Source organism: Roseiconus nitratireducens, assembly GCF_008629675.1.
In the GTDB taxonomy this organism is placed as follows: domain Bacteria; phylum Planctomycetota; class Planctomycetia; order Pirellulales; family Pirellulaceae; genus Stieleria; species Stieleria nitratireducens.
In genome coordinates, this window is record NZ_VWOX01000028.1 from 1 (window position 1) to 11,702 (window position 11,702).

General features: G+C 53.7%; 12 protein-coding genes. All 12 read right to left on the reverse strand.

The genetic code is table 11. The features are described from left to right. A partial coding sequence (locus tag FYK55_RS26845; RefSeq protein WP_235909014.1) for a class I SAM-dependent methyltransferase occupies positions 1-524 on the reverse strand: 524 nt, incomplete at its 3' end. Positions 525-870: 346 nt separating this feature from the next. Further along, the gene (locus FYK55_RS26850; RefSeq protein WP_150079728.1) at positions 871-1,371 is read right to left on the reverse strand and encodes a hypothetical protein; all 501 of its coding nucleotides are present in this window, start codon (positions 1,369-1,371) and stop codon (positions 871-873) included. 79 nt (positions 1,372-1,450) lie between these two features. After that, positions 1,451-1,915: a hypothetical protein gene (locus FYK55_RS26855; protein ID WP_150079729.1), complete on the reverse strand. Its 465-nt coding sequence runs from the start codon at positions 1,913-1,915 to the stop codon at positions 1,451-1,453. 135 nt (positions 1,916-2,050) lie between these two features. Next, positions 2,051-2,482 carry a hypothetical protein gene (locus tag FYK55_RS26860; protein ID WP_150079730.1) on the reverse strand — a complete coding sequence of 144 codons (432 nt, stop codon included), beginning with the start codon at positions 2,480-2,482 and terminating at the stop codon, positions 2,051-2,053. Positions 2,483-3,491: 1,009 nt separating this feature from the next. Beyond that, positions 3,492-4,016 carry a TIGR03067 domain-containing protein gene (locus FYK55_RS26865; RefSeq protein ID WP_150079731.1) on the reverse strand — a complete coding sequence of 175 codons (525 nt, stop codon included), beginning with the start codon at positions 4,014-4,016 and terminating at the stop codon, positions 3,492-3,494. Next, positions 4,009-4,521, reverse strand: coding sequence for a hypothetical protein (locus FYK55_RS26870; RefSeq protein WP_150079732.1), 513 nt, complete (start codon positions 4,519-4,521; stop codon positions 4,009-4,011). The genes FYK55_RS26865 and FYK55_RS26870 overlap by 8 nt, the downstream gene beginning before the upstream one ends. Then, complete coding sequence (locus FYK55_RS26875) at positions 4,518-5,516, reverse strand: formylglycine-generating enzyme family protein (RefSeq protein ID WP_150079733.1); 999 nt, start codon at positions 5,514-5,516, stop codon at positions 4,518-4,520. The genes FYK55_RS26870 and FYK55_RS26875 overlap by 4 nt, the downstream gene beginning before the upstream one ends. Positions 5,517-5,640: 124 nt before the next feature. Then, on the reverse strand, positions 5,641-6,117 hold the full coding sequence (locus FYK55_RS26880) for a hypothetical protein (RefSeq protein WP_150079734.1): 477 nt from the start codon (positions 6,115-6,117) through the stop codon (positions 5,641-5,643). Between the two features lie 156 nt (positions 6,118-6,273). Further along, positions 6,274-7,953: a hypothetical protein gene (locus tag FYK55_RS26885; protein WP_150079735.1), complete on the reverse strand. Its 1,680-nt coding sequence runs from the start codon at positions 7,951-7,953 to the stop codon at positions 6,274-6,276. A gap of 350 nt (positions 7,954-8,303) precedes the next feature. Further along, positions 8,304-8,780 carry a hypothetical protein gene (locus FYK55_RS26890; RefSeq protein WP_235909015.1) on the reverse strand — a complete coding sequence of 159 codons (477 nt, stop codon included), beginning with the start codon at positions 8,778-8,780 and terminating at the stop codon, positions 8,304-8,306. 51 nt (positions 8,781-8,831) lie between these two features. Continuing rightward, entirely contained in the window at positions 8,832-9,359 is a 528-nt protein-coding gene (locus FYK55_RS26895; protein WP_150079736.1) for a hypothetical protein, read from the reverse strand. A 763-nt stretch (positions 9,360-10,122) separates the two neighbouring features. Then, on the reverse strand, positions 10,123-11,604 hold the full coding sequence (locus FYK55_RS26900) for a hypothetical protein (RefSeq protein WP_150079737.1): 1,482 nt from the start codon (positions 11,602-11,604) through the stop codon (positions 10,123-10,125). Positions 11,605-11,702 lie beyond the last annotated feature (98 nt).

The window sequence follows — 11,702 nt, forward strand, 5'->3', positions numbered from 1 at the left end:
ACAGGGCTGAGATCGGCGTCGAACGGCGTCCCACGGTAATCACCTAGCAAATCATCGACAGTGAACCCAGCACCTTCTGCCATTCGCTGAAACGATTCTGCTTCAATGAACTGGAACTGCATCGGGAGAATGCGCTTCCATATCAGCGCACCGCCGGCTGAGTAGTATTCGAAGAACTGCAGACGTCTAACAATAGGGTCGCCACCCCGCTCAAAACCGGAAACCACGAGTGTTCCTTCGCCCAGAGGAACATCCCCTACAACGCGCAGAGTCCCGTCAACGCTGGAACGTCTGACAGCAGGATTGTGCATAGTGCAAATAAACCGACCGTTTGGATTCAATGCAGCAAATACGGCGGCCAGAGCATCGCGCTGGCGTTTCTCTCCGACAATCTCCATAAAAGACTGAAACGGCAGAATCGCGAGGTCGAAGAGACACGGCACAGATAGCTCGCAAACGTCTTGGCACAAGACGTCGGCGCTGAGGTTACGTTCCGTGAGTTTGCGTGAAAGTACGGACAGCATTTCAGCGGAATTATCCACGCATGTCATGACCGCGCCAGCTTCGATAAGCGGCCTGTCCCAGACGTGAGTTCAAGAACGGGACCAGAGGTACAAGCAAGTTCTTGTTTGAAGAAGGCGAAATCAAAATCTGCGGACACGTAGGCATCATAAAGTTCGGCGATACTGTTGTAGTCGATTTGTCTCATGAGATCAGATGATACATTTCCGACGAACATTGGCGGTCACCTGGCCGCCGCGGTTGATTTTCAATCCCGAACAAACGCAACTCGGCGGCTCAGGTGCACCGCATTGTTCGCCGCCTACCGGGGGTTTCCAGGCTCTGGGCCTTTCGAGCGTATCCGCCAGTCTACTGGTTCACCACGGTGCTTTCGAGATTCACCAGTTCGCCAGTCTTCCTGTCAATGCCCTGCCACTCGGTCGCTTTTCTCCCGAAGACGAACATGCCGCGTTCATCAGACACGACGACAAAGTCATGATTCATTTCGAACTTTTCACTGTGCTTTCCGACGAAGCTCAGGTGAGCCCACTGGCCTGCGTGGGCGTTTATTGCGTAAATAGCATCCGCCGTTTGGAACACAACAAATCCGCTCTGATTTGTCAGATGAATTTTGTTGTCAATCCAGTATTCCTCGGGTAGGGGAGCGTTGAGTTTCACCTGTGCCCACCCCGACGTTTCCGCGCTATACGCACTGACAACCAGTCTGTCTTTTGAGATGTACGGGAGCATCGGGCTATCACCCGGAATCCAGTTTGGAAGGGGATACCCCTGCTTGCCCTCAGGCTCACCTGCGAGCGAGATGGACGCGAATAGACAGGCAAACAGCAGGCGAATACAACGCATGATCATAGGTCAGTGCTCCTTCAATTACTGAGGCGAACGACTGCGATGACCGAGCCGAGGCGAACGATCATCCACTTCAATAAACTCAATTCAGCGACTCACGTGCATCCGATGGTTCGCCGTTAGTTATTGCACGCGATGAATTGGCGTGCCGACAGGCTGGTTGCCGGATTGCGAGTATCGGTATTGGCGTGACTACAAGCAACACGATTCCAAAGAAAACAGCACCCACAACCTCGCCTGCGTCGTACGCAGAAAATGATGCCCACGCAAAAAATGCGACAAGGCAGCATCCCCAAACGATTGTTGCGTTGCGGAATAGAGCGTTGAAGTTGCGAAGGGCGAGCAAGATTGTTGCACCACCAAGAACAAGCATTGCGATACCAGCCGCCACCAAATGTAGTCCCGCCTGAAGTCCGGAAAGAATCGCGACGGGTGAAGTTGCCGCGTACAAGCCTCCGACGAGTATCAGCAACGGTTTCGCGGGATTCTTCGGTTCATCAATTCGGACGTTGCTCGCGCGCGGAGTTGGTGCGTTGTAGGGATTCACAATTGCTTCAGTCGGCGAACGGTAGGCACAGCCGAGACACGGAGAACGATCATTCACTTCCAAGAAGCCGGGCTCCGCGTTTTCGGTTCATGCCTTGGTTCGGTCTTTCTTGTCTGCTGCAACTAACCGCGAGATTCAGCGACACTCTGATCCAAAACCGGTCGGATCATCGCGCAGCGTTCGCAGCGAGTCATCCAAGATCCTACGAAATTCCGATTCAAGTATGTCGTGGCGTCGCCGTACCGGATCGAGGCCAATCCAAAACATGTAAATGGCGATTCGAATCTGCTGTTCACCCGAATCCATGCTGGCAGAATCGTCTTTCAATTGCACGTTAAAAGATTGATATGCAGGATCAATGCTGAGCAGGTATTCGTCCGGGTTTGTACGAAAGTCTCGCAATGCTGAGTCTAGGAACGCTCGATACTTTAATTCGACAGCGTCGAAGTCCGTTAATTCAACCCAAGAGGAAAAAATCGCGGTTCTGAGAACGAATCCGAACATGTCGGGGTATTGGCGTATAACCGAAGCGGCACGCTCGACTGATTCCGGATCATCAGGATTCATTGCAACCATGTTGCTTTCTCATGCCAAGTGTGGACAGAACGGCAGGGTTCAGCGGGGCCGCGCGAGCGATTCACCACTTCAATGGCCCTTCGACGAACGGTCCCGCATCAAGATGCGAAGCCGTGCAAATCGTGCATTGGGGTATTGGCACGTTGCCAAACGCTTGCTGGAAGATGTTGCGAACGCGATTCAGCATGATTCTGTCGCCGAACGGTGGCGATCACGGGGCCGCCGGATTGGACCTGAAGCTATCGAAACACTCGGCTCGGCGGCTCCCGTACATCGCGTGGCTACCCATCCCATTCCGGCAGAAGCAACGCAATCTCGGCGCGAAGTTCGGGCCCGTAATTGTAGCGTCCTGGTGTCGGTTGATCTGCGGCCGAGATCCAGCGTTTCATGTCAGCTACGTATTCCGCACAAGCGGAGGTACTGGACATTCGGCGGGCAGCTGAAAGATCGACTTTCGCAAGCATTCGGAAAGCGACGGAACGGAATGTGTGTGCACCACATGGGCTCAATCTTTCATCGTTCTCAACAACCTCGACAAGTCGGTCGATTGTGGAACTCGGTGGGCACCCAAGATCGCCCAACGCAAAGAGCCCCATTACAGCAATCGAAATCTCCCGACAATCCGCAACGCAGTGAATCCATTTCACCCCACGGAGATGCAGTGGATCTGAATCGTCGTAACCTAAAGCGTTTAAAATCCGACCAGTTGACCGGGCGGAGTAAAGCACAAACCCGCGGCCAAAAGTTCCCGACGCTGTTGCCGGATCAAGCGATTCGCACAGATGAAGAAGCTGGGGAAGGTGTGCAATCCCTCTACTGCCAACGTTCATGAGTTGCACTGCAGCCCACCAACGCGATCGCGCGTCATCGCTCGCGAGACGTGACGTGAACCAGTCTGCGTCCATCATTTGGGTAACGGTTGAAATCAGCCGGTGGCGTCGGTTGATCTTCCACTCCAATACGCCCAACTTCGCCACTCGGTTGCATCGGCTGGTTCGCGTCAGTCGGTTTTCTTGCGATCGACCGAGAGAAAGCAACGGTTTGTAGCCGTGGATTCAAAGGATGTTGGTCGAGGATCGCCGGGAAATGGGAAGCAGTTGAAAAACTTTCCTTCTTCAAGCCGAAAGATTCCGGGTAGAGTCTGTCCGTCACGTGGCCCACCGATGTAAGTCACATCGATTTCGAATGGCTTGTCCGAAACGTCAATTTTAAAAGTGGCAGTTCCGACGTCTTTGCCATCAGTGATGAACACTATCTTGCGGCGATCGATTCGGTAGGATCGATTGTCTCGGCCCTCTGACGTCTCCTTGCCGTGGATGACCCACTTTTCTGCCTTCCAGTGCCCTTGGAGTTTCCGAAGCACCATCGCATCTGATCGCGGCTCGTTCGCGACCAATACTGGTGCCACGGTCGCAAGCATGGCTGCGGCAAGAAATAAAGCGAACGATCGAGTTGCCATCACAATCTCTGTAGGCGAACGATTCGGATCACGTGGTAGCCGCGAACGACTTACCACTTCATTCACATTCGTAATACGTCAAATCATTCCCCAGATCGACAACTTTGATATATGCATCTCGAGTTCCGTCGCCACGATTCAACAGGTGATTTCGTTTTGGATCAACTATCAACCCATAGTGACCGAATCCGCCTCCAAATTCCAGCACAATCGATCCGTCAGTCATTGTCACCGAGCTTGGTTTTACAGTCACAATTGGTTCTGGCCACCGTGATTTGTCAACGAGGCCATTTGAGTTGCTAGACAGTAAATCCAACGCCGCAACGCGAATCGCAGCATGATCCAGTTCATGTAAAACTCGATCTCGGGGTGCTCTTATGGAGCGGTGAATCATCGAACCAACAATGACGATGGGAGCCACCACAACCAATGAACCCACAAAAAGCAAGACAGCGATCGAGCGAGACTTCACCACATTCAACGTTCTCGGATAACGTCGGACATCACCGAGGACGCTTGAAAGACTCACCGTTGCCAAACTGCCCGGCTCGCGTCCTTCCGTGCATGTCATTGCTCTGCTTTTGGAGGCGGGGTCAAATCTAGATCAGCGTTATCAACCATCCATGCACGGTTTTTCTGCTTGAAGAGTCGCGCACGCTTGCGAAGTCCAGCATTGTTCGATGGGTCAATCACAAGCCTGAAACCAAGATCATCTTCGCGTGGCGTTGCGTGATGGCTGTAGCCCCAATAGTCCGTCCTTGGTGCGAGTTGGTCATTTGCATCATCTAGGAAAACGCGGCCATCAGTGAAACCGCCTCCCATAGAACGCGATCCCAGATTAAAATACGCATTGTTGGTCGGATCATCGTTGAGTATGTATTCAGACACATTGCCGATAAGCCCAAAGATGCCTTCCGGTGAGCGGCCGTTCGGTCGCGCCTTGACAGGCTCTGTCCGCTTTGGACGCTTGTCAGGCTCATTTCGCATTTGAGCGGCGAAATCGTATTCAATACCGTGCGACGTGTGCGCACGGTCCGGTTTCCACTCGTTGCCCCAGGGATAGTGTCGCGTCTTACCGTATGCGGCAATCATCCATTCGTTCCACGTTGGAAGTCGGATCAGACCCGCGCTGGGATGTGACTTGGCGGTCCAGTGGGCAAACGCAGTGGCGTCTGGCAGCGTGACAAGAGCAACGGGATGGTCGTCCAGCCCAGCCGGGAACTTTCCGTCTCGCCAGATTGTTGAAGCGTCTTCGATCGAGTACGGAATCTGTCCGGTGGAAAATACACCCAGCTTTCTTCGCTCCGTGATAATTCGGAGTATTTCGGTGTCATCCTTTATCTTGTTCGTTGCATCCAAATACGCCTTGAACTGCGCATTTGTCACCTCAGTTTCAAGAACGAAGAAATCGGGATAGTCGATTTTGTGCGATCGCGGTGAGACACGCCGGAAAACGAGCTTTTGGGCGGCACCAATTTTAAGCTCGATGGTGGCGGTCTCAGTGGGATCGTCGGCGTGCGACCTTGTCGCAATCAGCACGGCGAGTAACGCGATTAGCCGAGTCATTGTTGCACCGGGGTTTTCTTCGTAGCAGAACGGCAATGATCACGTGGCCGCCGCGAACGACTCACCACTTCGAAAAAGTCAACTTGCGGCCTCCGTTGCACCCCATAGTTACCCGCTGCTGTGACTATTCCACGTTGGATGCTCCAGATCCCCCCATCATCGTAGCAGGATCCGCGGCTGTGATCCGTATTACGACACCGCCCATCAGCACGTCCGTTGAATCGAGAACGCGTTCCATTAAGTCAAACGTGGCAATCCGCTTCTTGATGTCGCCGTGAGAAACACGTTGGGGTGCGAATCGTTTCCAGGTAAACGGACATACCACAAAACGATACCCTGTCCCTACGGCATACGTCAGTGCGGATTGAGTGTTCGGGCACCACAAGTACTGCTTGTCGGTGAGCAGGTCCGAATGAACAGCCTTTTTCAGAACCGCCAACGCCTGCGGTGGCATTTTCCAATCCTGTGGTGGATCGTCCGAAACCTTGGGCGAGCCAAAGAACCGATGATTGCAATTGCACGGACCATCATCAGCAGTGCAATCACCGCCGCGATAGGCGACAGCAATGCAGAAAATCACGAGAGTCCGAACAAAATTCATGGTGTCGATCTAGTCGGGGAACGGTAATGATCACGTGGCCGCCGCGAACGACTAACCACTTCAGGAATCTTAACGCGGCGACTCACGTGCATCGTCTGGTTCGTCGATACGTTGAGGCCAATCCGTTAACATCCGTAGTTCCCGTAAAGCGTTTCGTCAGTCGCTGGCTCGTTCGATCTGTTGCTGTTGCAGCGAAGCCTTCTTGTACCACTTTGAAGCTTCACCGTAATCTTCCATGTCGGCGAAGGCGCTCGCGACAATCGCATACGCTTCGGCTAACCTTTCAGGATCTTTGTAAGCCCCCGCTTCGCGAAGCAGCAGTCCAAATTGGTCCATTTTCTCACGGATGTTGGGCAACGCGCGGATGCGTCGTCCTTCGGCGGTTGAACAACCAAACACCACGCCGGCCAGTTTGTCCCAGTCACCCAGCCGTTCCGTGCCCTTGGGCTGTAGTTGAAAAGTAATCTCCTTGGTTTCGTTTGCTTCTAATTCGGCTCTAACAAAACGACGCCCAAGCGTGATTGGCAGTTCGTACTCTTCGTCCGGAAAAAGACCAAGCGTTCGCCTACCTGCGGGCAGTTCCAGGGTTACAGCCCCAAATCGATCAGTGGTCGCGCGAAAGGGTTTCGGAAACGCATAATCGATCGACGATTCGTAGCTTCGATATCGCATTCGTCGCTCACCGCTCGTGAGAGGATCGCAATAGATCTGCGAACCATCATTCCACCAATGGACATTCGGCCAGGCTTCGATGGTGACACCGGCGACGGGGCTATTCTCATCGTCAACGGCAGTCACCAAGCAGGTGGCCAGTGGCGTCATCGCGACCTTGATAGGCTGAGGATCGCTGGGCGAGAAAACTTGCGGCCGAAGAAAGCGTCGAGCTTCCTGTTCACTCAATTCGCAACATTCAGTCGGTGGTTCTCCAGATTCGGCCATATAGCCATCGCACAACGCAACCATTTGAATCTTCTCACCCGTCGGCCACGCGTCGATACGAAAAGTGCCGTCCGAGTCAACAGGCACCCAAGTGCTCCACCTGACGCGATTTAGCCCCGCTCCGCTGGGTGCCAAAGTAAGCAGATCCAATCGTCCATTGCTGACTGGGCGAGGCACATTGTCACTTAAGACGCCTCGGAGAGGTTCAACCTTGGTCAGCGGTACCTCCAAGACGCATTCATTCCCTTCTGAGACTTCAAAATCCACGATTTCACTGAAGTGAGTGATGCGATCGCCCTCCATTTTCGCGACGAGCACGCTGTGCCTGCCGGGTTTGAACGGGGGTAACCGAAGGATGGAGCCCTTTCGCTCCAGCATATCGGTTGGCCTCCAGGAGCGGCCTTCCGACCAAAACGCAAAAAGACTTTCGGTATCGGTCGGCTTGCCGTCGATCGTCGGATGCAGAATAGCTGGAACACCCCTGTCGAGGATGACTTCATAAGCAGAGTCATCTTCGAGCGGGACAGCGATGTGAATCGTATCCGGGATCGCGTAGTCCCGATGATCAACAATGATCGAAACGCCGGTCGTACGAACACGTTCCTTCAAGTAGTGAAAAAAGGGATATTCAACGGTTGCATTTCCGTTTGCGTCGGTGAACGCTGAGTTTGGTTGAGTTTCGGTGCGATCGTACTCACCGTTCGACCAACTGCCGTGGCCCTGGCCGCTACGCAACGCCCATGGCGTGACTTCCGCGCCGCTAATCGGTTGGCGATCTGAATCGAGCACCCGAATCGGGAAAGATTTGATCACCTGAGAGACGGTTTGCGGTTCGCCATCAATATCAGAAGTGAGTTGATCTGGCTCTTCAGCGCAGCATAGGGCGCGAATGGACATCAGCAATATCGCTGTAGCGACGACGGACTTTCGCATGTTGTGCATATTGCCTTTTTGTGTGTTGCGACGTTAAGAGCTTCGGACCTGGCGACTACGCAGATTGCGGCCGCTTCATCGACGAACGTTACCGATCACCCGGTCCGCGGATAGTTTACGAGAGCGTTCATCCCGATGGCGCAAAGAAAGGCGACCGGAAAGAACAACAAGTTACGCAGTGCAAATCGGGTCAGCAAGCGACTCATCATCTCGCAGAACAAGGCGGATCATGAGGTCGGCGCGGTAAATCATCCACTTTAAATCAAGATGAACCGCTGAATCACGCGCAGTCGAATGATAGCCGAATGCGAAAGCTAGAATTTCACAAGTTCAAAGTACGCAACACTGACGTCTTCATCGATCCAGACGACGATTGATGGATCTGTATCCCCGTTGGAGAAAGCGTCAAGTTGAGCCGTCGGATGAAACCAATGAGGGACTGAACTCGACGAAAGCCGGCTTGGCGTTGGGTCGGGTTTCAGGACATGTCTGCGAATGATCGCATCGACGTCGGATCGATCAGTGAACGCAAAGCGAAAGTGGTGTGAATAGTCGATTCCCTGAAACGTGAAGTGTTGGATGTCAGTGAAATCGTCTGCATCTACTTCAATCACGCTTTGCCACCACTCGTCCACGCTTTGCCGGTGAAGCGGCCCGCATCCGGCCGTCGCAAAGGCAAGCACCGCGGTTACAAAGATGCACTTAGCTTGCGAGTTACCTAGACCCATCAATACTGTCGACGAACGTTGGACATCGCCGAGGATGCGAAGAGAGGAAGATAGATTGTCCATTGGCAAAACACCCGACCTCGCGACTCGGGTGCCTTGCTTGGTGCGCCGATTTCAAGGACCTGGACGCATCGATGAGGGGAACGGTCCGTGAATCTGCCGAACAGACGGTTCAGCATCAAACTGGCCAGTTACGAATGTCAGTCGCCCCTCACTATCGGTCTTTAGAAAAAGCACGAAATCGTTCGGCACCCGCATCATCCACGATCCGTGCTTGTCGCTCTGGCGAATCTCATTGTCTTCAGCTTTTGGAAACCGAACGAGCAACGGTCCGTTACCGACACCGGGAGAATCTGGTTTGTATTTGTAATGGCAAAGCTCCAGCGTCTCGCCTTCGTGCCGCCCCTTGAGAACAGCAAGCACTTGGAACTTCGTGAATATCGGAGTGAGATAATCTCTCGCGGGCTCAACCGGAACGATTGCGTCGTTTCTGACCGGATCTCGCGTACCAAGCGAATGAACGATCACGACGAGGTCGGACTGTTCCATCAGTTGCGCGTAAGACAAAGCCGGAACGCCGCGCCCAAAAGCTAGAATTGGGCCCGCCAGCATCACGAACAGCGTTAGAAACACAATTCTCATTTTGCAGTCTTTCATCGGCGAACGACACGATCCCGTGCGAAAGCCTTGTTCTCCCGGGTTTCACCTTCGGTACCGTGGGCGGCACCACCTGTTCTCGGTAATTGAGCGACCTGTTCTCACCGAAAGGCCGAATTGCGATGGAGGCATTCTCGCCGGTGGGATGTACCGGGTCAAGTTTTGGGGGTCCTGCCGTCCACCTACCTGCTGAAACGATGCACGACATCGGGTCCGGAAGCTAGCAACGCACCGAATGTTTCCGCCACCGGAGTTTGCCAACCGCCCGGAATTCGCCGATCTGAGCGATCAATAGGTTGCGGCGTTCATGTGTGTTCAAGAAACTTGAACGTCAATCTAAATCACACCTCCATGAGTGCGATACTGCGGTGCCCCAGGTTGCTGATTAGTGGTGAAAACCTCGATCACAAACTCTGCGACCGGAGGTCCAAACAAACCTGCCGCTGCACCGAGTAGCAAAGCTGAAATGAGAAGCGTTCGCAGGCTGAACTGACGCCAATTCTTAGGAGATGGTCGCGCGTCGCTAGATTGAGAGGCATTCATGAATGTGGTCCCAAAGGTGGTTGACCATAGCTTCGAATTGCGATAGCCGTTTCATCGACCGGACCAAGTCCGTGCGGTCCTCCCTGCTGTCGGCCACCGGACCGTGCCGAATTCGCAAACTTGGCGATACGTCTCGTTTGTTGAGTCCTAAGAACGCATGCTACAGCGTTTGCACCGAGGTCTCGCCCGGGTGAATCTGTTGTTGCTACTCGTCGCAAGGATTCTTTATTGAGTTCATTGCTTCATCGATGAGCTCTTGGTACCGCGGGCTGCTTTGCCTCGCATTGAACCTTTGCAGCTCTGGGTCCCAGACGATTGGATTCGACCGCGTCTCCTTCAGTAGGCGAGCCCAAAGATCTTCGGGTATTTCCGGTCCCGCGTAGTGGGGTTGTTCAGGGTTTACGGGTAAGCCGACCATCGCCAGGGCTTGCCGACGGATGTAGTTGATTTGAACCGGGCCAGTGAATGGCCCTTCAGTCTTGTCGGTGATAGCCTTGATGAACGGTGCGGCGAGGAGTCTTTCGGCAGCGGTCAATGGATCAACTTGCGGTTCAAATGACTGATCGCGAATTCGCCCGTGCTCCTCAATCCATTTGGAGAAACGATCGAGCGGCGGAAGCATTCCCGAAAAACCATACCCGCGCCGTCCCGATACGAACGGGATGCCGCACGAGAACATGACGGATCCATTGGGCCATTGAGTCTTAAGAGCTTCGCCATCTACGCTCGGTCCGAATTCAAACAGGCAAATATAACTTGGCGGATGAGGGCCTCCCGCTTTGGGTTCGAATACCAAGTGCGTGATCATTCCGACCACGCGTTCGTCGTCTAAATCGCTGGCCTGCCGTTCACGATCGCCTAATCGGCCTTTAATGAAGGCATTGATGGCATCGAGCGCCGTGTCCCTGCCTGCTCGTTGCAAGGATAGTGCGGTCCGAAGCAGCTGAGTTCCATCGAGATCGTCTTCGGGCCAACGGCGCAATCGATTTAGTTCGCGAGTCGCCAGAGCCACCTGTGGTGCCGGAGGAAGTTCCAACATTGCGACGCTTGATGAAATGGCAGGCCGATCGTTTCTGCGGAAAACCCATCGTTCTCGGCCACTCATACCAATGCGGGCAGACGCGATGGCGACTTGCACGCTCCCGGTGCTGTCGAAAGGTAGGTTCGTTTCCCAAATATCGGCCGACCCCTCGAATTTACCATGCTCGTCGCTAAATCCGTCGACCATCATGGTCTCGTCGTAAATCGCCTTCGTTGACCAGTCGAGACGCTTCTCGTGTTGTCGCGCAAGGTAAATCGCAAACGGTTGGTTGCAGAGCGGTCTTACTTTGCCGGTAGCGTCGACATGAATCAACTTACCAGCGAGGATCAGTTTATTTCCAAGCGAATCAGTCTTTATCGAAGACCAGCGAACCTTCACCTCCTGCTTCTCGAGATGATCAGGAAACGGAGCTGGCACTGTCTCGTGATCGTCAATCGAGTGACTCCGTGTTTCTAGTCCAGTTTCACCATCGATGGACATCGAGCTGCCGCCCGAGTATGCCGCGGAGCCAGTCAAGCAGATAGCAAGGCACAGGGGAATCCCCGTGAATATTTGCGCGTTCATCGCCACCCCCATCGACTTCAAATTTGCACGTCGAAACTCATTGAGCTTGTTAATTGTTTCCGTGAGGTTTGAATGATTCACGAGAACTCTCCGGTGGCCGACCCCAACTTCAAATTGTTCGATCGTCGTGCACGCACCGGTTTCATCCACTTGAGAACCGGAAGCCTGGTGCTAGTTGA

Excerpts from the sequence above, each read along its gene's own strand:
- FYK55_RS26850 (WP_150079728.1), bottom strand. The coding sequence starts at position 1,371 with ATGATCATGCGTTGTATTCGCCTGCTGTTTGCCTGTCTATTCGCGTCC.
- FYK55_RS26860 (WP_150079730.1), bottom strand. The coding sequence starts at position 2,482 with ATGAATCCTGATGATCCGGAATCAGTCGAGCGTGCCGCTTCGGTTATA.
- FYK55_RS26870 (WP_150079732.1), bottom strand. The coding sequence starts at position 4,521 with ATGACATGCACGGAAGGACGCGAGCCGGGCAGTTTGGCAACGGTGAGT.
- FYK55_RS26875 (WP_150079733.1), bottom strand. The coding sequence starts at position 5,516 with ATGACTCGGCTAATCGCGTTACTCGCCGTGCTGATTGCGACAAGGTCG.
- FYK55_RS26880 (WP_150079734.1), bottom strand. The coding sequence starts at position 6,117 with ATGAATTTTGTTCGGACTCTCGTGATTTTCTGCATTGCTGTCGCCTAT.
- FYK55_RS26885 (WP_150079735.1), bottom strand. The coding sequence starts at position 7,953 with ATGTCCATTCGCGCCCTATGCTGCGCTGAAGAGCCAGATCAACTCACT.
- FYK55_RS26890 (WP_235909015.1), bottom strand. The coding sequence starts at position 8,780 with ATGGACAATCTATCTTCCTCTCTTCGCATCCTCGGCGATGTCCAACGT.
- FYK55_RS26895 (WP_150079736.1), bottom strand. The coding sequence starts at position 9,359 with ATGAGAATTGTGTTTCTAACGCTGTTCGTGATGCTGGCGGGCCCAATT.